19 protein-coding genes are annotated in these 21,097 nt (G+C 72.0%); 11 read left to right on the plus strand and 8 right to left on the minus strand.

Annotation, left to right across the window (positions count from 1 at the left end):
* Window positions 1-126: 126 nt before the first annotated feature.
* Window positions 127-672: a hypothetical protein gene (locus ABZ312_RS00005; RefSeq protein ID WP_500331459.1), complete on the minus strand. Its 546-nt coding sequence runs from the start codon at window positions 670-672 to the stop codon at window positions 127-129.
* A complete protein-coding gene (gene metG / locus ABZ312_RS00010; RefSeq protein WP_500331461.1) occupies window positions 672-2,399 on the minus strand; it encodes a methionine--tRNA ligase in 1,728 nt (575 codons plus the stop codon). Before metG ends, ABZ312_RS00005 begins: the two co-directional genes overlap by 1 nt.
* Before the next feature lie 136 nt (window positions 2,400-2,535).
* Between metG and ABZ312_RS00015 the strand changes: the two genes are divergently transcribed.
* From ABZ312_RS00015 to ABZ312_RS00030, 4 genes are all read left to right on the plus strand, one after another.
* Window positions 2,536-3,612: an AI-2E family transporter gene (locus ABZ312_RS00015; protein ID WP_500331462.1), complete on the plus strand. Its 1,077-nt coding sequence runs from the start codon at window positions 2,536-2,538 to the stop codon at window positions 3,610-3,612.
* A 110-nt stretch (window positions 3,613-3,722) separates the two neighbouring features.
* On the plus strand, window positions 3,723-5,552 hold the full coding sequence (locus ABZ312_RS00020) for an acyl-CoA dehydrogenase (RefSeq protein WP_500331464.1): 1,830 nt from the start codon (window positions 3,723-3,725) through the stop codon (window positions 5,550-5,552).
* Window positions 5,553-5,647: 95 nt separating this feature from the next.
* Window positions 5,648-6,937 (plus strand): M18 family aminopeptidase, encoded by a 1,290-nt coding sequence (locus tag ABZ312_RS00025; RefSeq protein ID WP_500331466.1) that lies wholly within the window; start codon window positions 5,648-5,650, stop codon window positions 6,935-6,937.
* 132 nt (window positions 6,938-7,069) lie between these two features.
* Entirely contained in the window at window positions 7,070-7,291 is a 222-nt protein-coding gene (locus ABZ312_RS00030; RefSeq protein WP_499512825.1) for a hypothetical protein, read from the plus strand.
* A gap of 16 nt (window positions 7,292-7,307) precedes the next feature.
* On the opposite strand, the gene ABZ312_RS00035 is transcribed toward ABZ312_RS00030, so the two are convergent.
* Window positions 7,308-9,125: an NHL domain-containing thioredoxin family protein gene (locus ABZ312_RS00035; protein WP_500331468.1), complete on the minus strand. Its 1,818-nt coding sequence runs from the start codon at window positions 9,123-9,125 to the stop codon at window positions 7,308-7,310.
* 216 nt (window positions 9,126-9,341) lie between these two features.
* On the opposite strand from ABZ312_RS00035, the gene ABZ312_RS00040 reads away from it, so the two are divergent.
* The gene (locus ABZ312_RS00040; RefSeq protein ID WP_500331470.1) at window positions 9,342-10,721 is read left to right on the plus strand and encodes an FG-GAP and VCBS repeat-containing protein; all 1,380 of its coding nucleotides are present in this window, start codon (window positions 9,342-9,344) and stop codon (window positions 10,719-10,721) included.
* Between the two features lie 114 nt (window positions 10,722-10,835).
* Here the strand turns inward: ABZ312_RS00040 and ABZ312_RS00045 are convergent, their stop codons facing one another.
* The 4 genes from ABZ312_RS00045 to pdhA form a co-directional block, all read right to left on the minus strand.
* The gene (locus ABZ312_RS00045) at window positions 10,836-11,030 is read right to left on the minus strand and encodes a hypothetical protein (RefSeq protein WP_500331472.1); all 195 of its coding nucleotides are present in this window, start codon (window positions 11,028-11,030) and stop codon (window positions 10,836-10,838) included.
* A gap of 105 nt (window positions 11,031-11,135) precedes the next feature.
* Window positions 11,136-12,542 (minus strand): dihydrolipoamide acetyltransferase family protein, encoded by a 1,407-nt coding sequence (locus ABZ312_RS00050; protein WP_500331499.1) that lies wholly within the window; start codon window positions 12,540-12,542, stop codon window positions 11,136-11,138.
* A 52-nt stretch (window positions 12,543-12,594) separates the two neighbouring features.
* A complete protein-coding gene (locus tag ABZ312_RS00055) occupies window positions 12,595-13,560 on the minus strand; it encodes an alpha-ketoacid dehydrogenase subunit beta (protein WP_500331500.1) in 966 nt (321 codons plus the stop codon).
* Between the two features lie 11 nt (window positions 13,561-13,571).
* Window positions 13,572-14,723: a pyruvate dehydrogenase (acetyl-transferring) E1 component subunit alpha gene (gene pdhA, locus ABZ312_RS00060; RefSeq protein WP_499512830.1), complete on the minus strand. Its 1,152-nt coding sequence runs from the start codon at window positions 14,721-14,723 to the stop codon at window positions 13,572-13,574.
* Between the two features lie 310 nt (window positions 14,724-15,033).
* Between pdhA and ABZ312_RS00065 the strand changes: the two genes are divergently transcribed.
* From ABZ312_RS00065 to ABZ312_RS00075, 3 genes are all read left to right on the plus strand, one after another.
* Window positions 15,034-15,738, plus strand: a complete 705-nt coding sequence (locus ABZ312_RS00065) for a response regulator (protein ID WP_500435993.1) — start codon at window positions 15,034-15,036, stop codon at window positions 15,736-15,738.
* A 94-nt stretch (window positions 15,739-15,832) separates the two neighbouring features.
* Window positions 15,833-16,513 carry a GntR family transcriptional regulator gene (locus tag ABZ312_RS00070; protein WP_500331476.1) on the plus strand — a complete coding sequence of 227 codons (681 nt, stop codon included), beginning with the start codon at window positions 15,833-15,835 and terminating at the stop codon, window positions 16,511-16,513.
* Entirely contained in the window at window positions 16,513-17,817 is a 1,305-nt protein-coding gene (locus ABZ312_RS00075; protein ID WP_500435995.1) for an MFS transporter, read from the plus strand. The genes ABZ312_RS00070 and ABZ312_RS00075 overlap by 1 nt, the downstream gene beginning before the upstream one ends.
* A 15-nt stretch (window positions 17,818-17,832) precedes the next feature.
* Here the strand turns inward: ABZ312_RS00075 and ABZ312_RS00080 are convergent, their stop codons facing one another.
* A complete protein-coding gene (locus ABZ312_RS00080; RefSeq protein ID WP_500331478.1) occupies window positions 17,833-18,663 on the minus strand; it encodes a maleylpyruvate isomerase family mycothiol-dependent enzyme in 831 nt (276 codons plus the stop codon).
* Between the two features lie 131 nt (window positions 18,664-18,794).
* Between ABZ312_RS00080 and ABZ312_RS00085 the strand changes: the two genes are divergently transcribed.
* The 3 genes from ABZ312_RS00085 (at window position 18,795) to ABZ312_RS00095 (ending at window position 21,080) form a co-directional block, all read left to right on the plus strand.
* On the plus strand, window positions 18,795-19,595 hold the full coding sequence (locus tag ABZ312_RS00085; RefSeq protein ID WP_500436115.1) for a carbon-nitrogen family hydrolase: 801 nt from the start codon (window positions 18,795-18,797) through the stop codon (window positions 19,593-19,595).
* 91 nt (window positions 19,596-19,686) lie between these two features.
* Entirely contained in the window at window positions 19,687-20,055 is a 369-nt protein-coding gene (locus ABZ312_RS00090; protein ID WP_499512835.1) for a PNPOx family protein, read from the plus strand.
* Complete coding sequence (locus tag ABZ312_RS00095; protein WP_500331480.1) at window positions 20,052-21,080, plus strand: phosphotransferase; 1,029 nt, start codon at window positions 20,052-20,054, stop codon at window positions 21,078-21,080. The genes ABZ312_RS00090 and ABZ312_RS00095 overlap by 4 nt, the downstream gene beginning before the upstream one ends.
* The last annotated feature ends 17 nt before the right edge of the window (window positions 21,081-21,097 follow it).

The following is a 21,097-nucleotide window of genomic DNA, read 5'->3' on the forward strand; positions in this document are numbered from 1 at the left end:
GTGAGGAAGCTCGCGGCGAGCGAGCCCGTGGCGGGGCGGTCGTAGGTGTAGGCCGGGCCCTTCGGCGTACGCGGTTCGGTACAGGCCCTTGAGCCTCCTGCCCGGTGGCGACGCCCGGCCGGACGCTCAGCCGTCCAGGGCGACGAGGGCGACCACCGGGTGGGCAGGGTCGCTGTCGTCGACGGCGACACCGCGGCTGTAGGCGCCGTGGTCCGCGCCGGCGGGCACGTGGTCGCCGGCGTAGCGGGCGTGCGTGAGGCCACCGGCGGCGCGGCGGCAGGGGTCGGCGGGGGGCTCGCCGACCCGCAGGGCCTGCACGTCTGGGCCGAGCGCGCCGAAGCCGGAGGCGGACAGGAACCGCTCCAGGCCTGCGGCGGTGGTGCGGAAGCTCAGTTCGAGGTCGTGCTCGCCGGACAGCCCGCCGCCCTGCGCGAGGTAGTGCACGTCCTGCGGGTCGTCGGGCAGTCGCAGGCCGAAGCGCCCGGCGGCCTCCGCCAGCGTGACGTTGCTGCCGCGGCACGCCCCGTCCCGGTCCGGGGCGGCACCGGAGCGGCGGTCGTCCGAGCCGGTCAGCGAGACTGCGAGGATCACCCCGGCCACCACCAGCACCAGGGTCAGGCCCACCGCCAGGATCAGCACCAGCGGGGACCTGTCCCTGACCGTGGTCGGCATCAGACCGCCTCCGGCTCCCCGCCGAAGCGCTCGCGGTAGGCGTCCAGGCCCTCCTCGGTGATCTTCGCGAAGAGCACCGGCGGGACGGTGAAGGGCGTCCCGGCCGGGACGGCGGCCAGCGCGCGGGCCTCCTCGGGGGTGACCCAGGCCGCGGTGTCGTCCGTCAGGGCGAAGGCCCCGCGCATGGCGGCGGCCGTGGCCGGGATGAAGGGCTCGGAGACGACCGCGTAGAGGTGGATCAGGTTCATGGCGGTGCGCAGGGTCAGGGCGGCGCCGTCGGCGTCCGTCTTGATCTCCAGCCAGGGGGCCTTCTCCTCCAGGTAGGAGTTTCCGGCGCTCCACAGGGCGCGCAGCGCCTGCGCGGCCTTGCGGAACTGCAGGTCCTCCATGTGCCGCTCGTACTCGGCGAGGAGCTCGGCGATCTGCGCGCCCAGGCGCTCCTCGGCCTCCCCGGCCTCCCTGCCCGCGGGCACCTCGTCGCCGAAGCGCTTGCGGGAGAAGGACAGCACGCGGTTGACGAAGTTGCCGAGGGTGTCGGCGAGGTCCTTGTTGACCGAGGCCGCGAAGTGCTCCCAGGTGAAGGAGGTGTCGTCGGACTCCGGCGCGTTCGCGATCAGGAAGTAGCGCCAGTAGTCGGCGGGCAGGATCTCCAGGGCGGCGTCGGTGAAGATGCCGCGCCGCTGCGAGGTGGAGAACTTGCCGCCGTAGTAGGTCAGCCAGTTGAAGGCCTTGACGTAGTCGACCTTCTTCCACTTGTCACGGGTGCCCAGCAGGGTCGCCGGGAACATCACCGTGTGGAAGGGGACGTTGTCCTTGGCCATGAACTCGGTGTAGCGCACGTCGGTGTCGACGTCGTACCACCAGGAGCGCCAGTCGCGGGTCTCGCCGTCGCCCGCGGCGTCCGACCACTCCTTGGTGGCGCCGATGTACTCGATCGGCGCGTCGAACCAGACGTAGAAGACCTTGCCCTCGGCCGCCAGGTCCGGCCAGGTGTCGGCCGGCACCGGCACGCCCCAGTCGAGGTCGCGGGTGATGGCGCGGTCCTGCAGGCCCTCGGTCAGCCACTTGCGGGCGATGGAGGAGGCGAGCGTCGGCCAGTCCTTGCCGTGCTCGTCGACCCAGGCCTCGACCTCGTGGGAGAGCTTGGACTGCAGCAGGAAGAGGTGCTTGGTCTCGCGGACCTCCAGCCGGCTGCTGCCGCTGATCGCGGAGCGCGGCTCGATCAGGTCGGTCGGGTCCAGCACACGGGTGCAGTTCTCGCACTGGTCGCCGCGCGCCTTGTCGTAGCCGCAGTGCGGGCAGGTGCCGACGATGTAGCGGTCGGGCAGGAAGCGCTCGTCGTCCAGGGAGTAGACCTGGCGGATGGCGCGCTCCTCGATGAAGCCGTTCTCCTTCAGCTCCCGCGCGATGGCCTGGGTGATCTCGCGGTTCTGCTGCGAGGAACTGCGGCCGAAGTAGTCGAAGGAGAGCGCGAAGCCGTCGTAGACCGCCTTCTGCGCGTCGTGCTGCTGCGCGCAGAACGCGTCGACCGGCAGGCCGGCCTCCTGCGCGGCGAGCTCGGCCGGAGTGCCGTGCTCGTCGGTGGCGCAGATGTACAGCACTTCGTGGCCGCGCTGGCGCAGGTACCGGGAGTAGACGTCGGCCGGGAGCATGGACCCCACCATGTTGCCCAGGTGCTTGATCCCGTTGATGTACGGAAGGGCGCTGGTGATGAGGTGTCGAGCCATTGCCGGCTGCTCCCAAGTCGCTACTGTGGGTGAGGATTTCCTCTACGGACCGTCAATATCGTATCCGACCGGGAAGGTCCACCCGTTCGCCCTTTCCGGCATGCGGACACGGCCGGGGCCGTGATCGGCTGGCCGGGTGGACGCGCCCCTTCTGCCGGCCTCCGCGCGACGGACGGCCGCGTGGTGCGGCGTCGTGCTGCTGGTGGCCGGTGTGGGCGCGCTCGTCGTCTGGCTGGTCGTCACCTTCGCGTCGGTCGTCACCCCCGTCCTGCTGGCCCTGCTGGGCAGCGCCCTGCTGGGCCCGCTGTACCGGCGGCTGCGGGCCGTCAAGGTGCAGCGGTCGGCGGCGGCGGCGCTGACCTGCGTGGCCCTGGTGGTCTTCGTCGCGGCCGCGGGGTTCGTGGTCGTCCACAGCCTGCTGGAGACCGGGGACGAGATCGTGGCCTCGCTCAAGGACGCGGCCCGGAAACTGCTGCCACGCCTGGGCGCGTCGGGGACCTCGCTGAACGACACCATCGACAGCCTCAAGTCCTTCGCCACCAAGTACGGCGCCCGCGCCGCCTCCGGGGTGGTGTCCGGCATCAGCATCGTGGGACAGCTCATCGCGACCGCCGTGCTGGCGCTGCTGCTGACCTTCTTCTTCCTGCGCGACGGCGCCCGGTTCCCCGCACTGCTGCGCGAGGCCGCCCCGCACGGCACCGGTCCCCTGCTGGAGCGGATCGCCCACCGCGCCTTCGCCGCGGTCCAGGGCTTCATGCGGGGCACGACGGTGATCGCGCTGATCGACGCCACGCTCATCGGCATCGGCCTGCTGATCCTGCGGGTGCCGGGGGCGCCGGGCCTGGCCGCGCTGGTCTTCATCGGCGCCTACATCCCGTACCTGGGGGCGTTCATCTCCGGCGCGGTGGCGGTGCTCGTCGCCCTCGCCGACCGCGGGTGGGTGATCGGCGTGTGGGCCCTGGGTGTGGTGCTGGCGGTGCAGGTGCTGGAGGGGCACGTACTGCAGCCGATGGTGCAGAGCCGTACGGTGCACATGCACCCCGCTCTGGTGCTGCTGGCGATCACCGCGGGGGCGAGCCTGGCGGGCATCCTCGGGATGCTGCTGGCGGTGCCGATCGCGGCCGCCGCCTTCGGGGCCCTGGACGAACTCCGGCGCCACGAGCCGGACGTTCCTCCAGAAGTCGAAGGCCCTCCGTCACATCCGGCCGGATAGGGGTTGTTTTTATTACCCGCGGGTAGCATCATTACCGCCTGGTAAGTGATAAAGCTGCGAGGACTGCGAACCCTTCCCGCCGTCCGACCGACCCCGACGGAGCCGTCGCCATGGGCCACTACAAGTCAAACCTTCGCGACATCGAGTTCAACCTCTTCGAGGTCCTCGGACGCGACAAGCTGTACGGGACCGGCCCGTTCGCCGAGATGGACGTCGAGACCGCCAAGGACATCCTGTCCGAGGTCGCACGCCTCGCGGAGAACGAGCTCGCCGACTCCTTCGCCGACGCCGACCGCCACCCGCCGGTCTTCGACCCGGAGACCAACACCGCCCCCGTGCCGGACTCCTTCAAGAAGAGCTACAAGACCTTCATGGACTCCGAGTACTGGCGCCTGGGCCTGCCGGAGGGCATCGGCGGCACCACCGCCCCGCCGTCCCTGATCTGGTCGTACGCGGAGCTGATCCTCGGCTCCAACCCGGCGATATGGATGTACTCCTCCGGCCCGGCCTTCGCCCGCATCCTCTTCGAGGAGGGCAACGAGGTCCAGAAGAAGATCGCCGGGATCGCGGTCGAGAAGACCTGGGGCTCCACGATGGTCCTCACCGAGCCGGACGCCGGCTCGGACGTGGGCGCCGGCCGCGCGAAGGCCGTCGAGCAGGAGGACGGCTCCTGGCACATCGAGGGCGTGAAGCGCTTCATCACCTCCGGCGAGCACGACATGGAGGAGAACATCCTCCACTACGTCCTCGCCCGCCCCGAGGGCGCCGGCCCCGGCACCAAGGGCCTGTCCCTCTTCCTCGTCCCGAAGTACCTCTTCGACTTCGAGACCGGCGAGCTGGGCGAGCGCAACGGCGTCTACGCCACGAACGTCGAGCACAAGATGGGCCTGAAGGCCTCCAACACCTGCGAGATGACCTTCGGCGACAAGCACCCCGCCAAGGGCTGGCTCATCGGTGACAAGCACGACGGCATCCGCCAGATGTTCCGCATCATCGAGTTCGCCCGCATGATGGTCGGCACGAAGGCGATCTCCACCCTCTCCACCGGCTACCTCAACGCGCTGGAGTACGCCAAGGAGCGCGTGCAGGGCCCGGACCTCGCGCAGTTCATGGACAAGAGCGCACCCAAGGTCACCATCACCCACCACCCCGACGTGCGCCGCTCCCTGCTGACGCAGAAGGCCTACGCCGAGGGCATGCGCGCGCTGGTCCTCCACACCGCCTCCGTCCAGGACGCGATCGCCGTCGCCGAGGCGGCCGGCGAGGAGGCCAAGGCCCTCGAGGCGCTCAACGACCTGCTCCTGCCGATCGTCAAGGGCTACGGCTCCGAGAAGGGCTACGAGCAGCTCGCCCAGTCCCTGCAGATCTTCGGCGGCTCCGGCTTCCTGCAGGAGTACCCGATCGAGCAGTACATCCGCGACGCCAAGATCGACACCCTCTACGAGGGCACCACGGCGATCCAGGGCCAGGACTACTTCTTCCGGAAGATCGTCCGCAACCAGGGCGCCGCGCTGACCACCCTCTCCGAGGAGATCAAGAAGTTCCTCGCCGAGGCCACCGGTGGCGACGAGCTGGCCGCCGCCCGCGAGCAGCTCGCCAAGGCCGCCGTGGACCTGGAGGCCATCGTCGGCAAGATGCTCACCGACCTCGCCGCCACCGAGCAGGACGTGAAGTCCATCTACAAGGTGGGCCTGAACACCACCCGCCTGCTGCTCGCCTCCGGCGACGTCGTCGTCGGCTACCTGCTGCTCAAGGGCGCCGCCGTCGCCGCCGGGAAGCTGGCCGCCGGCGCCTCCGCCAAGGACACCGCCTTCTACACCGGCAAGATCGCCGCCGCGAAGCACTTCGCCGCCGAGGTCCTGCCGCAGGTCTCCGTCGCGCGGTCCGTCGCCGACGGCGTCACCCTCGACGTCATGGACCTGCCGGAAGAGGCGTTCTGACCCGGCCCTGACCGGTTCCGGCCGGGACCGATACGGCAACGACGGCCCGCTCCTCCCACGAGGAGCGGGCCGTCGCGCGTCCTTATGCTTGAAGCATGAACCCTCAGCCCCACTTCGGCCGCGGCCACACCGACGACCTCGCAGCCTTCCTCACCGCCAGCCCGTCTCAGTACCACGCGGTCGCGAGCGCCGCCGAGCGCCTGGAGAAGGCCGGATTCCAGCAGGTGGCCGAGACCGAGGCGTGGGGCGCCGGGGCGGGCGGCAAGTACGTGCTGCGGGGTGGCGCGATCATCGCCTGGTACGTGCCCGAGGGCGCCGGACCCGCCACCCCCTTCCGGGTGGTCGGCGCCCACACCGACTCCACCAACCTGCGCGTCAAGCCGCGTCCCGACTCGGGCTCCTTCGGGTGGCGCCAGATCGCCGTCGAGATCTACGGCGGCGCCCTCCTCAACACCTGGCTCGACCGCGACCTGGGCCTGTCCGGCCGGCTGGTGCTGCGCGACGGCACGACGACGCTGGTCCACGTCGACCGGCCGCTGCTGCGGGTGCCGCAGCTCGCCGTCCACCTCGACCGCGCCGTCAACACCGACGGCCTCAAGCTCGACAAGCAGCGCCACATGCAGCCCGTCTGGGGCCTCGGCGAGGTCGACGAGGGCGCCCTGATCGCGTTCCTCGCGGAGGAGAGCGGCGTGGCCGCCGCCGACGTCGTCGGCTGGGACCTGATGACCCACGACGTCCAGCCGCCCGCCTACCTCGGCCGCGACCGCGAGTTCCTGGCCGCGGGCCGGCTCGACAACCTGCTCTCCGTGCACGCCGGCACCGCCGCCCTGGCGGCCGTCGCCGGGGCCGACCTGCCGTACGTCCCCGTACTGGCCGCCTTCGACCACGAGGAGACCGGCAGCGAGTCCGACACCGGCGCCGTCGGCCCGCTGCTCGGCAACGTCCTGGAGCGCTCCGTCTTCGCCCGCGGCGGCAGCTACGAGGACCGCGCCCGCGCCTTCGCCGGCACCGTATGCGCCTCCTCCGACACCGGCCACGCCGTCCACCCCAACTACGCGGAGAAGCACGACCCGACGCACCGCCCGATGCCCAACGGCGGCCCGATCCTCAAGGTCAACGTCAGCCAGCGCTACGCCACCGACGGCACCGGCCGCGGCATCTTCGCCGCCGCCTGCGAGCGGGCCGGCGTGCCCTGGCAGGCCTTCGTCTCCAACAACGCCATGCCCTGCGGCACCACCATCGGCCCCATCACCGCCGCCCGGCACGGCATCACGACCGTGGACGTCGGCGTGCCGATCCTCTCGATGCACTCCGCGCGCGAACTGTGCGGCGCCGACGACCCGTACCTGCTGGCCAGCGCCCTGAAGGCGTTCCTGGAGGGCTGATCCGCGGCCCCGCCGGTGAAGTCCGCCCGCCGGGAGCGGACTTCATCGGCGGGGACCGGTCATGAGATGCCCGCCCCGGGGTACACGGGTTCTACGAGTCCGTAGTGCCAACCCAGTTCGGAGGCGGACATCATGGGCATCGGCGGTTGCATCGGTCTGATCGCGGTGGGGGCCATCCTCACCTTCGCGACCGACTGGCACATGGCCGGGGTCAACCTTGACCTGGTCGGACTGATCATGATGGCGGTCGGCGTCATCGGTCTGGCCGCGTACGTCAGCATCTTCAAGAAGCGCCGGGTCGTGGAGCCGATGCCGGTGATGGACGAGCGCGCCCGCAACTACCCGCACGTGTGACGGACGTGCGGGGGCGTCAGGCGTCCATCCCCGCGAGCACCAGGGCGAGCCGGGTGTCCCCCTCGGCGGTCAGCCGGACGGGGACACCCCAGTCCTGCTGGTGCACATGGCAGGCCGGGAACTCGTTGTCGGGGTCGTCGTCGCACGACGCGGCCATCGCCGACACGTGCAGCACCCCCTCGCCGACGTCCCCGTTCAGGACGACGTCCCGGAAGAGGTCCGTGCCCTTGCCGGCCCCCTCCAGCAGCAGCTCCGGCGGTGTCGCGCTGACCAGCAGCCGCGTCGAGGGGCCGTAGCGCTCGTCGAGCTTCTGGCCGGCCGGGGCGGAGAACACCACGTCCAGCCGCAGCGGCCCCGGCGCCACGTCCGTCGCGGGCCGCTGCGTACGGTGCGCCGCACCCTCGACCCGCGCCGCCTCCTCCGGCAGGCGCAGCCGCGTCAGCCGGTGACGGGCGGACTCCACCACCACGATCTCCGCGCCGTCCACCACCGCGCCCGACGGCTCCCGCAGGTCCGTCGCGAGCGTGCCGACCTCACCGGTCGCCGGATCGAAGCGGCGCAGCGCGTGGTTGTACGTGTCGCTGACCGCGACCGACCCGTCCGGCAGCGCGGTCACCCCCAGCGGATGCTGCAGCAGCGCCTGCTCCGCGGCACCGTCACGGTGACCGAAGTCGAACAGCCCCGTGCCGACGGCGGTGCGCACCCCGTACCCCGCGCCGTCACCGGCCCGCTCCACCCAGCGCAGCGCGCTCGTCTCGGAGTCCGCGACCCACAGCCGCTCGCCGGCCGCCGCCAGTCCCGACGGCTGCGCGAACCACGCCTGCTCCGCCGGCCCGTCGACCAGCCCCTCGTTCGTCGTCCCGGCCGCCACGGCGACCGTCCCGTCCGCCGGGTCGTACGTCCACAGCTGGTGGACGCCCGCCATGGCGATCCACACCTTGCCGTCCCACCACGCCACGTCCCACGGCGAGGACAGGTCGGTCCCCAGCGCCGGGCCCGAGGTCGCCGACCCCTGCCACCACTGCCTTCCGGTGCCGGCCACCGTCTCCAGGGCCCCGCCCGCCGGGTCGAACGTCCGCAGCCGGTGGTTCACGGTGTCCGCGACGACCACGGTGCCGTCCGGCAGCAGCGCCAGCCCCTGCGGCTCGTTGAAGTCCCCCGGCCCGCCGATCCGCCGCACGACGGTCTCCCCGTCCGGCTCCATCTCCACCAGCTGGTGCCGGGTCGAGTCCGACACCAGCAGGTTCCCCGACGGCAGCCGCAGCGCCTTCCCCGGGAACCGCAGGTCCGTCGCCACCGGCTCCGGCGGCACGTACGGCCCGTCGCCGCGGCGCAGCGTCCCCTTCGCCGCGTGCTCCGCCTCCAGCTCGGTGACCAGCGCCTCCAGCGCGTGGGCGTGCCCCTCCCCGGAGTGCTGGGCCACGACGTAGCCCTCCGGGTCGATCACGGTCAGCGTCGGCCATGCCCGCACGGCGTACTGCTTCCAGGTGGCCAGCTCCGGATCGTCCAGCACCGGGTGGTGCACCCCGTAGCGCTCCACGGCGTCCACGACCGACCGGTGCTCCGCCTCGTGCACGAACTTCGGCGAGTGGACGCCGACGATCACCACGGTGTCGCGGTGCTTCTCCTCCAGCTCGCGCAGCTCGTCTAGGACGTGCAGGCAGTTGATGCAGCAGAAGGTCCAGAAATCGAGGATCACGATCGATCCCCGCAGGTCGGAAAGATCCAGCTGCTTGCCGCCGGTGTTGAGCCAGCCGCCCTTCCCGACCAGCTCGGGGGCACGGACACGGGCACGGCGGGGCTTGGGGGAGGAGGCGGAGGCGGAATCGTTCATGCTGCAAGGGTGCCACCCCGCGCGAGGGGCGATCGCAGCCGTGGGCCCGGTACAACCTTTGCCCGTCGTGGACCGTCTCTCCTGTACCGACCGTCCCTCGTGCCACGGCACGACCAGGGGCACCGCAGCGTTCCGCCGCGTCGTGCTCCCCCGTCCGGACGGGCGATCCAGACCGGCGCGGGCCGCCGAAAGGCCCCGCACGCAGCAGGAGCTCGCATGCCCACGCGCAAGAACCTCCGCCTGGTCGCCGCGACGGCCGCAGCCGTCGCACTGACCGGAGGGCTGCTCACCGTCTCGGCGGGGACCGCAGCCGCCGCACCCGCCAAGTACGCCGACGACTTCAACGGCGACGGCTACCGCGACTTCGCCACCGGCGGCAGCGGTTCGGTCACCGTCACGTACGGGACCGCGAACGGCCCAGGAACCAAGGTCAAGACCTTCACCCAGAGCAGCGCCGGCATCCCCGGCACCGCGGGCGACAGCGGAGGATACGCCGACATGTTCGGCGACGCCCTGGCGGCCGCCGACTTCAACCGCGACGGGTACGCCGACCTCGCGGTCGGCGACGGCTCCGAGAAGGTGGGCAGCCGCGCCGCCGCGGGCGCGGTCACCGTCGTCTGGGGCTCCAAGTCGGGGCTGTCGTCCACCGCCACCCGCATACCGCTCAAGTCCCCCCACGCCGGATACGAGTTCGGCTACGCACTCGCGACCGGCGACTTCAACGGCGACGGCAAGATCGATCTGGCCGTCACGGACGTCGAGTCCGTGTACATCTACCGGGGCGGCTTCGCCAAGTCCGGCACCACGGGCAAGGTCACCCGCCACACCCCGGCCCCGGGCGCGGACAACATGCTCGAACCTGCCGGGCTCGTCGCCGGGAAGGTCACCAAGGACGCCGCCACCGACCTGTACGTCCTCGGCCAGGGCTACCGCAATGACAAGGCCACCTCGGTCGCCTGGTTCCTGCGCGGCGGTTCCACCGTCAAGGCGGGCAAGTTCACCACGTACAACACCTCGTCCCCGAACTACGGCCCCTCGGGCGTGATCGCGGACTTCGACAAGAACGGCTACGGCGACCTCGCGGTCGGCGACCACCCGTACAACAAGGGCGCCGGGGCCGTCTTCGTGCTGCGCGGCGGCTCGGGCGGCCCCACGACCGGCTACCGCCTCACCCAGGCCACCGCCGGTGTCGCCACCGGCGCCACCGGCGGCGACGCGTTCGGCACCACGCTCTCCGCGGGTGACACGAACCGCGACGGCTACCCGGACCTCGCGGTCGGTGTGCCCGGGGAGAAGATCGGCACCGCCAAGCACGCGGGCGGCGTGCACGTCCTGCGCGGCGGCAAGAAGGGTCTGACCGGCACCGGCTCCCAGTGGTTCAGCCTGCAGACCGCGGGCGTCCCCGGCGATGCCACGGAGTACTCCGGGTTCGGCTGGTTCGTCCGTCTGCGCGACCTCGACCGGGACGGCGACGCCGACCTCCTGGCCTCCGGGGGCAGCTACGACCCGTCGGGCGTGCTGCTGCCCGGCGGCACCAAGGGCATCACCGCGGCCTCCGCCCGGGTGATCCCGCTGCTCGCCGCGTTCCCGCAGTAGCGGGGGCGGGGTTCGACGGCGGAAGGGGCCCGGGCAGCCGCTCGCCCGGGCCCTTCCCCGTGCCGCCCGCGCCGGACGGCGGAGTCCGCCGGGAGGTCCGGCGGTGCGGGGGGCTCAGGGCCGCAGGTCGTTCACGACGTCCGTGGTGGCGACGAGGCCGGAGTGGATGGTGGGGGCGAGGCTGGAGCCGGCGAGGCAGAAGCCGAGGAGGACGCAGAGGATCGCGTGGGAGACCTTCAGCGACTTCGCCCGCAGCAGGATGAGCGTGATCACGATCAGGAGCAGGACCACGGAGATGGATACCGCCATGGCCGTATGACGTCACAGATCGGCGCCCGGGTGGGGGCGACACGCGCGGGAAGGGCCCGGACGCACAAATGTCCGGGCCCTTCCCGTTGCCGTGCCAGGGGCCGATCAGGCCCAGGTGATCAGGCGCTTGGGGTACTCCAGGACCGCCGCGACGTCGGCGAGGACCTTGGAGCCGAGCTCGCCGTCGACCAGGCGGTGGTCGAAGGAGAGCGCGAGCGTGGTGACCTGGCGGGGCTTGACCTTGCCCTTGTGGACCCAGGGCAGCTCCTTGACCGCGCCGAAGGCGAGGATCGCGGACTCCCCGGGGTTGAGGATGGGCGTGCCGGTGTCGATGCCGAAGACGCCGACGTTGGTGATGGTGACCGTGCCGCCCTGCATGTCGGCCGGCGAGGTCTTGCCCTCACGGGCCGTGGCGACCAGGTCACCGAGGGCGGACGCCAGTTCGGGCAGGGTCTTGCCCTGGGCGTCCTTGATGTTGGGGACGATCAGCCCGCGCGGGGTTGCGGCGGCGATGCCCAGGTTGACGTAGCCCTTGTGGACGATCTCCTGGTTGGCCTCGTCCCAGGCGGCGTTGACCTCCGGGTTGCGGCGGATCGCGACCAGCAGGGCCTTGGCGACCAGCAGGAGCGGGCTGACCTTGAGCCCGGCGAAGGCCGGGTCGGTCTTGAGCTCCTGCACGAGCCGCATGGTCCGGGTGATGTCGAAGGTGACGAACTCGGTCACGTGCGGCGCGGTGAAGGCACTGGCGACCATGGCCGCGGCCGTCGCCTTCCGGACGCCCTTGATCGGGACGCGGGTCTCCAGCGCGCCCGCGGCGGGTGCCAGGGCGGCGGGAGCCGGTACCGCCACCGGGGCGGCGGTGACCTGCGCGGGGGCGACCGGCGCGGCGGTGGGGGCCGCCGCCTTCTGGACGTCCTCGCGGGTGATCGTGCCCTGCGGCCCGGTCGGGGTGACCGCGGCCAGGTCCACGCCCAGGTCCTTGGCGAGCTTGCGCACCGGCGGCTTGGCCAGCGGGCGGACCTCGGCGGGGGCGAACCCGGCGTGGGCCGCCGGGGCCGGGGCTGCGGCGGCCGGCGCCGGGGCGTGGCCGTTGAGCTCGCCCTGGACGGCCTGCTGCGCCCCGGTCTGCGCCGGCACGGCGGGCTGCTTGCGCGCCCGGCGCTTGGTCGACGAGGCGGCGACGCCGTAGCCGACCAGCACGGGCTGGCGCTTCTGCGCCGGCTCCGCGGCGGGGGCCGGCGCGGCGGCCGGCTCCGGTGCGGTCCCGGCGGCCGGTTCGCCGCCCTCGCCCTCACCGGTGTCGACGGCGATGATCACGGTGCCGACGTCGACGGTCTCCCCCTCGGGGAAGCGCAGCTCGTGCACCACCCCGTCGAACGGGATCGGAAGCTCGACCGCGGCCTTGGCGGTCTCCACCTCGCAGACCACCTGGCCGTCGGTGACGGTGTCGCCGGGCTTGACGTACCACTTGAGGATCTCGGCCTCGGTGAGTCCCTCGCCGACGTCCGGCATCTTGAACTCACGGAAGCGCTGCGGTGCTGCCACTGTCGTCACAACCCTCTCCTCAGAACGCCAGCGATCGGTCGACGGCGTCCAGCACCCGGTCCAGGCCGGGCAGGTACTCCTCCTCCACCCGGGCCGGCGGGTACGGGGCGTGGAAGCCGCCGACCCTCAGCACCGGGGCCTCCAGGTGGTAGAAGCACCGCTCGGTGATGCGGGCCGCGATCTCCGCGCCCATGCCGAGCTGCACCGGCGCCTCGTGCACGACGACCAGGCGGCGGGTCTTCTCCACCGACGCCTGGACGGCGTCGAAGTCGAGCGGGGACAGCGACCGCAGGTCCACGACCTCCAGGCTACGGCCCTCCTCGGCGGCCGCGGCGGCCGCCTCCAGGCAGACCTTCACCATGGGGCCGTACGCGGCCAGGGTGAGGTCGGTGCCCTCCCGGGCGGTACGGGCCCTGTGGAGCGGCGCGGGGATGCCGTCGGTGTCGACCTCGCCCTTGTCCCAGTAGCGGCGCTTGGGCTCGAGGAAGATGACCGGGTCGTCGGAGTCGATCGCCTGCTGCAGCATCCAGTAGGCGTCCTGCGGGGTCGACGGGGAGACGACCTTGAGCCCGGCGGTGTGCGCGAAGTACGCCTCGGGCGACTCGCTGTGGTGCTCGACGGCGCCGATGCCGCCGCCGTAGGGGATGCGGATGACGACCGGGAGCTTGATCTTGCCCAGGGCGCGCGCGTGCATCTTGGCGAGCTGGGTGACGATCTGGTCGTACGCGGGGAAGACGAAGCCGTCGAACTGGATCTCCACGACGGGGCGGTAGCCGCGCAGGGCCAGGCCGATCGCGGTGCCGACGATGCCGGACTCCGCGAGCGGGGTGTCGATCACCCGCTGCTCGCCGAAGTCCTTGTGCAGGCCGTCGGTGATCCGGAAGACACCGCCGAGCTTGCCGATGTCCTCACCCATGAGGACGACCTTGGGGTCGGTCTCCAGGGACTTGCGCAGTGCCTCGTTGAGGGCCTTGGCGATGGTCATCGTTGCCATGGTCAGTGACCCTCCGTGCTGTCGGCGAAGGACGCCTGGTACTCCGCGAACTGGGCGCGCTCCTCGTCGACGAGGGCGTGGCCGTCGGCGTAGATGTTCTCGAAGATCGACATGGGGTCGGGGTCGGGCATGGCGCGCACGGCCTCGCGGACCCGCTTGCCGAGCGCCTCGCTCTCCTCCTCGACACCGGCGAAGAAGGCCTCGTCGGCGATGCCGTCCTTCTCCAGGTAGCTGCGCAGCCGCAGGATCGGGTCCTTGTGCTCCCACTGCTCGCGCTCCTCGTCGAGGCGGTAGCGGGTGGGGTCGTCGGACGTGGTGTGGGCGCCCATGCGGTAGGTGAAGGCCTCGACGAGCATCGGGCCCTGGCCGGAACGGGCGTGCTCCAGGGCGGCACGGGTGACCGCGAGAACCGCGAGGACGTCGTTGCCGTCGACCCGCACGCCGGGGAAGCCGAAGCCGGCGGCGCGCTGGTAGATCGGGACGCGGCTCTGCTTCTCGGTGGGCTCGGAGATCGCCCACTGGTTGTTCTGGCAGAAGAAGACCACGGGGGCGTTGTAGACGGCGGCGAAGGTGAAGGCCTCCGCGACGTCGCCCTGGCTGGAGGCACCGTCGCCGAAGTAGGCGATGACGGCGGAGTCCGCGCCGTCCTTGCTGATGCCCATCGCGTAGCCGGTCGCGTGCAGCGTCTGGGAGCCGATCACGATCGTGTACAGGTGGAAGTTGTTCTCGTTCGGGTCCCAGCCGCCGTGGTTCACCCCGCGGAACATGCCGAGCAGGTTGACCGGGTCCACCCCGCGGCACCAGGCGACGCCGTGCTCGCGGTAGGTGGGAAAGACGTAGTCGTCCGGCCTGGTGGCCCGCCCGGAGCCGATCTGTGCGGCCTCCTGGCCCAGCAGCGACGCCCACAGACCCAGTTCGCCCTGGCGCTGCAGGGAGGTGGCCTCCGCGTCGAACCGGCGGGTCAGGACCATGTCCCGGTACAGACCGCGCAGCTCTTCGGGGCTCAGGTCGATGGAGTACTCACTGTGCTGGACGCGCTCGCCCTCGGGGGTCAGGAGCTGCACCAGCTCCGGCTCGCCCTCACGGCGCTTCGCTCCACCGCGCGTGCCCGTACGGGGCGTACGGGGCTTCGCGGCAGTGCTTTTCACGCTCACGCTTGCTCCTCCGTCTGTCCGGCCCCCGGGATCCGCCGGCGGCCAGTGCGGCTCCTGCCCGACTCGTCGCGGCGCACGGGGTGTGTGCGGCACGGCCGAGCCGGGAGTGTTGGTCGACCCGGCAGGCAGCCCTGCGAAGTGAACGTTACCCACACCTCCCGCTTTCGCGCGAAGGGTGTTCTACCTGCGGTTTTGTTTGGATTTCCTAGTAAATGGGCGTTCTCGCAGGCCACCGGGACAACGGCACGGTATCCCGAGGATCGATTCTTCGTAAGAGGTCGGCGCGGGTCGCGTGTGCAACGCTGAAGTTGTGACCGAAAAGTCGGTAATCACGGTGTTCCTACTGGACGACCACGAAGTCGTCCGGCGGGGGGTGCACGAGCTCCTCGCCGCCGAGGACGGGATCGAGGTCGTCGGCGAGGCCGGCACGGCCGCCGAGGCGCTGGCCCGGATACCGGCCGTGCGGCCCGACGTGGCGGTGCTGGACGTCCGGCTGCCGGACGGCAGCGGCGTCGAGGTGTGCCGGGAGATCCGCTCCTCGCAGCCCGGCGTCGCGTGCCTGATGCTCACCTCCTACGCGGACGACGAGGCGCTCTTCGACGCGATCATGGCGGGCGCGTCGGGCTACGTGCTGAAGGACATCCGCGCCACCGACCTGGTCGGCGCCGTGCGGGACGTCGCCGCCGGCCGGTCACTGCTGGACCCGGTCGCCACCGCCCGTGTCCTGGAGCGCCTGCGCGGCGGCGGGGAACGCCAGGAGGGCCGCCTCGCCGACCTGACCGACCAGGAGAAGCGGATCCTCGACCTCATCGGCGAGGGCCTCACCAACCGGCAGATCGGCGACCGGCTGCACCTCGCGGAGAAGACGGTCAAGAACTACGTCTCCTCCCTGCTCGCCAAGCTCGGGATGCAGCGGCGCACCCAGGCCGCCGCCTACGTCGCCCGGCTGCGCAGCGGCGGCTCGTCGGGCCCGGACACGGGAGCGGGGACGGGCCCGGGTCCGTCCGGATCCTGACGGTCCGGATCCCGGCACCGGCGACCCACGTACCAGTCCGTATGCCGGACGTGGGCTGCTGGCGCATACGTCTTGTATCTATGATGTGCGCATCATGACCCGGAGCCCCGTCGCGACCGCCGGCACCACCGCCGAGCCGGCCGCCAAGCAGCCGCCCGCCGCCGAGCGGGTCTACACGCACGTCAAACAGGCGGTCCTTGACCGCCGCTACGAGGGCGGCACCCTCCTGAGCGAGGGCGAGCTGGCCGAGGCCGTGGGCGTCTCGCGCACCCCGGTCCGCGAGGCGCTGCTGCGCCTGGAGGCCGAGGGCCTGCTGAAGCTCTACCCGAAGAAGGGCGCCCTGGTGCTGCCGGTCTCCGCGCAGGAGATCGCGGACGTGGTGGAGACCCGGCTGCTCGTGGAGCGCCACGCGGTGATGAAGGTGGTGCCCGCCCCGGAGCGGCTGCTGACCCGCCTGGAGGAGCTGCTGGACGAGCAGCGCGGGCACGCCGCGACGGGCGACCTGGCCGCCTTCGCGGCGGCCGACCGCTGCTTCCACGCCGAGATCGTGCGCGCCGCGGGCAACCGCATCCTGGCGCACCTGTACGACCAGTTGAGGGACCGTCAGCTGCGCATGGGGGTGGCGACGATGCACGCGGAGCCGGGCCGGATCGCCAAGAACGTCGCCGAACACACCGAGATCCTCCACGCGTTGCGCGCGGGGGACGCCGCCCTGGCCGCCACGCTGGTCGAACGGCACGTCAGCTGGGTGAACCACCTGGCCAGGGGGGAGTGATGGCGACGAGCGCCACCCCGGCCGGCGAACCGCCCGGCGGCACCAGGGCGGTCGCGGTCTGGAGCATCGGCACCCTCGTCTACACGGTCGCGGTCGTGCACCGCACCAGCCTCGGCGTCGCCGGGATCGACGCCGCGGAGCGCTTCCACATCGGTGCCTCGGCGCTGTCCACCTTCTCCATCCTGCAGGTGCTGGTCTACGCGGGCATGCAGATACCCGTGGGCCTGATGGTCGACCGCCTCGGCACCAAGAGGGTGCTGAGCATCGGCATCGTCCTGTTCACCCTGGGCCAGCTCGGCTTCGCCCTCTCCCACACCTACGGCACGGCCCTGGCCGCCCGCGCGGTGCTGGGCTGCGGCGACGCCATGACCTTCGTGAGCGTGCTGCGGCTGGGCTCGCGCTGGTTCCCGGCCCGCCGCGGGCCGATGATCGCGCAGGGTGCCGCGCTGTTCGGCGTGGCGGGCAACCTGCTGAGCACCGTGCTGCTCGCGCGGCTGCTGCACTCCGCGGGCTGGACCCCCACCTTCGTCGGCACGGCGCTGGGCGGCGCGCTCGTCCTCGTCCTGGTGCTGGCCTTCATGAAGGACCACCCCGAGGGCTTCGAGCCCGCGCCCGCGGAGCACCCCGGACGCGGCTACGTGAAGCGGCAGATCGCCGCCGCCTGGCGGGAGCCCGGCACCCGGCTGGGGATGTGGACGCACTTCACCACCCAGTTCTCCGGGATGGTCTTCCTGCTGCTGTGGGGCCTGCCGTACCTCGTCGAGGCCCAGGGGCTGTCCCGCGAGACGGCCGGCACCCTGCTGACGGTCGTCGTGATCGCCAACATGGTCTTCGGGATGCTCTTCGGGCAGATCATCGGCCGCCACCACGGTGCCCGGATGCCGCTCACCCTGGGCGTCGTCGGGGCGACCGCGGTGATGTGGGCGGTGGTCCTGGTCTGGCCCGCGGACCACGCCCCGCTGTGGCTGCTCGTGCTGCTCTGCGTCGTGCTGGGCACCTGCGGCCCGGCGTCGATGATCGGCTTCGACTTCGCGCGCCCGGCGAACCCGCCCGAGCGCTTCGGCACGGCCTCCGGCATCGTCAACATCGGCGGCTTCACCGCCTCGATGGCCGCGCTGCTGGCCATCGGCGTCCTTCTGGACGCCAGCGGCGACGACTACCGGGTGGCGTGGAGCAGCGTGTTCGTCCTGCAGGCGCTCGGCCTGGTCCAGATCCTGCGGCTGCGCGGCCGGGCGGCGCGGCTGGAGCGGCAGCGCATCGCGGTCAGCCGCGTCGAGAGCGTCCACGTCCCCGCGGGGACATGAACGCTCCCCCCGGCGTCACTGTGTGACGGCGATGTTCGCCAGGATCGCGTCGGCCAGCGCCTGGTCGCCCTCGGTCTTCAGCCGGCCCTCCACCGCGTGCGCGCGCGTGCGCCCGCAGCTCAGCCGGACGAAGGTCTCCCAGTCCAGGGTCAGCGTGACCGCGGGGCCGAGCGAGACGCTGCCGTCGATCGTGCCCTGGCCGTCGGTGTCGACCCGGACCGTCCGCATGAACTCCAGCTCGCCGTGGACGTCGAACACCACGGCGGAACCCGCCGGGGCGCCCGCGCGCCCGGCGACCACCTTGGGCAGTTCGGAGAGGATGTGGTCCCGGGCGACGACCGCGCCCGGGGAGTCGAGGTTGCCGGGCTCGCCCAGCGCCCGGCGCAGGTCCTGCTCGTGCACCCACACGTCGAAGACCCGCCACTTCAGCAGCTCCTCGAGGGTCATCTCCTTGCCCATGGGGCCGCGGACGGTGTCCTGCGCGCCACGGGTCTCGTTCCGCAGCTGCCGGGACCGGCGGATGATCGTGTAGTCGAGCTCGCCGACGACCTCGGGCGCGGTGTGGTGCCGCCGCTTGTCGACCGGCACCTCCACGTAACGGGCGTGCTCCGTGGTCATGTGCCGCAGGTCGCTGGGGAGCGTGTGGATCGGCCGGGGATCGCCGAGCAGCTCGCACTCGAACCCGATCACGTGCGACACGATGTCGCGCACGGACCAGTACGGGCACTCGGTCGGCCGGTTCCAGGCGCCCGCCGGAACGGGGCGGACCAACTCGGCTATGGATTCTATGGAGTGGGTCCAGGCGTCGATGTACGGCTGGATCTGGCTGTGGACGGTGCCGGTCACGGGACCCCTCGACGGTCGGGCGCGGTCGTGGTGTGCGCCTTAAATTACGCTGCGCAGTGACACCACGGGAGTGCTTTCGTGTGACGATCGTAGGCCCGCAAGAACATGCCGAACTCATGGGCGGTGGTACTGTGCGCGTTTCCCTGCTCCAGATCGACGTCGACCCCGGCGAAGCGGTGGACGCCCGGCGTGAACGGGTCGCGTCGCTCGTCCGCGGACAGTCCGGGTCGGACCTGGTCGTCCTGCCCGAACTGTGGCCGGTCGGCGCCTTCGCCGCCGATCTTTTCCAGCCAGAGGCCGAGCCGCTCCAGGGCCCCACCGCGCAGGTGATGAGCGCCGCCGCGCTCGACGCGGGCGTGTGGCTGCACGCGGGCTCGATCGTCGAGCGCGCCCCCGACGGCGCTCTGTACAACACCTCGCTGCTCTTCTCCCCCGACGGCGAACTGCGCGAGACCTACCGCAAGATCCACCGCTTCGGCTTCGACCAGGGCGAGGCCGTGCTCATGCACGGCGGCGACCGCGTCGTCACCACCGACGTCCAGGGCGTCCCCGTGGGCCTGGCCACCTGCTACGACCTGCGCTTCCCCGAGCAGTTCCGGCTGCTCGTCGACGCGGGCGCCACCGTCGTCCTCCTCCCGGCCGGCTGGCCCGCGCGGCGCCGCGAGCACTGGACCCTGCTGGCCCGGGCCCGCGCGATCGAGTCGCAGGCCTACGTGGTGGCCTGCGGCACCGCGGGCACCCACGCCGGGGTGAAGCTGGCCGGGCACAGCCTCGTCGTCGACCCCTGGGGCGCCGTCCTCGCCGAGGCCGGACCGGGCGAGGAGGTCATCACCGCCGACCTCGATCCCGGCCTGGTGGCCAAGACCCGGGCGGACTTCCCGGTGCTGCGCGACCGCGTGCTGGGCCTGCCGGTGCCGGATTCGGCCGGTTGAGGCGGTATGGCCCCATCAGGGACCATCGGCCCCGGAGGTGGGGGCGGAGTGCTCTGCGCCTCCGGGGGGCCGGCCCGGCAAGGTGGTTCCCATGGAACTCGAGGGGCGCGCTGCGCTGGCGCTGCTGGGAAAGGTCCGGTACGGGCGGCTGGCGCTGACGCGGGGGGCCCTGCCGTACATCGCCGTGGCCCGGCACGTCGTCGCCGACGGCTCCGTGCTGATCCGCACCGACCGCTCATGGGGCGTGGACGGCACGGTCGTGGCCTACCAGGCGGACGACGTCGAAGCGGGCTGGGCGGTGCAGTTCCTCGGGACGGCACGCGCCTTCCATCCCTCGACGGCACAGCGGGCGCTCTTCGGCACAGATCGTCAAAACGATACAAGCCGGGAGCCGGGCCATGTGTACGTACGTCTCGACCCGCGAGTCCACCACCGGAATGATCTAGCATCTGCCTGGTGATCGGGAGTTCGGCGACGGCGCCGCCCTCCGCCGGGACACTGGACACCCTGCTGCGCCGATACACGGACGCCGGCGCCCCGCTGTCCTGCGAACCCGTTGCCCAGGGCTTACTGAACCGGGGATTCCGGCTGGCCACCACCAGCGGCCGCTACTTCCTCAAGCTGTACGTCGACGGTGCCACCGCCGACTCCGCCGTCATCGCCCGCCAGCACCGGGCGACCCAGCGGCTGGACGAGGTGGGCCTGCCCGTCGCCTCCCCGGTGCCCGACGCCGACGGCCGCACCGTCGCCGTGGTCGGCGGCCGCTGCTTCGCGCTCTACCCGTGGGTGGAGGGACGGCACCGCGAGGGCGGCGAACTCACCACCGGCGACTCCCGCCGCCTGGGCGCCCTGCTCGGTCTCGTCCACACCACCCTGGCCCAGGTGCAGCCCGCCCCCGAGCCGGGCCGGCACGCCAGCGCCGACCCCGAACTGACCTACGCGCTGATCACCGCGCTGCTGCGGCGCGTGCGCGCCAGCGCCCCGCGCGAGACCTTCGACGAACTGGCCGAGCACCGGCTGCTGGAGCGCCGCGCCCTGCTGGAACGTCACGCCCACCGCCGCCCGCCCGACGCGGCCGGCCCGGTCTCCGGCTGGGTGCACGGCGACTTCCACCCGCTCAACCTGCTCTACCGCGAGGACGAACCCGTCGCCATCGTCGACTGGGACCGGCTCGGTGTGCAGCCGCGCGCCGAGGAGGCGGTACGGGCCGCCGTGATCTTCTTCGTGCAGCCCGGCGGCGCCCTGGACCTCGACAAGATCCGCGCGTACGCCCGGGCCTACCGCGCCGCCGCGGGCGTGCCCGGGGACGAACTGGCCGCGGCCGTGCACCGGGTGTGGTGGGAACGGCTCAACGACTTCTGGATGCTGCGCTGGCGCTACGTCCTCGACGACCGCAGGACCGACCCCCTCTTCCCGGCCTCGTCCGCCCTGGTCGTCTGGTGGACCGCGGCGTACGAGGCCGTGCTGGAGGCCTTCACGGGCTGACCCGGCGGCCGGCGGCC

It is taken from the genome of Streptomyces sp. NPDC006207 (assembly GCF_040613835.1).
Taxonomy (GTDB): Bacteria; Actinomycetota; Actinomycetes; order Streptomycetales; family Streptomycetaceae; genus Actinacidiphila.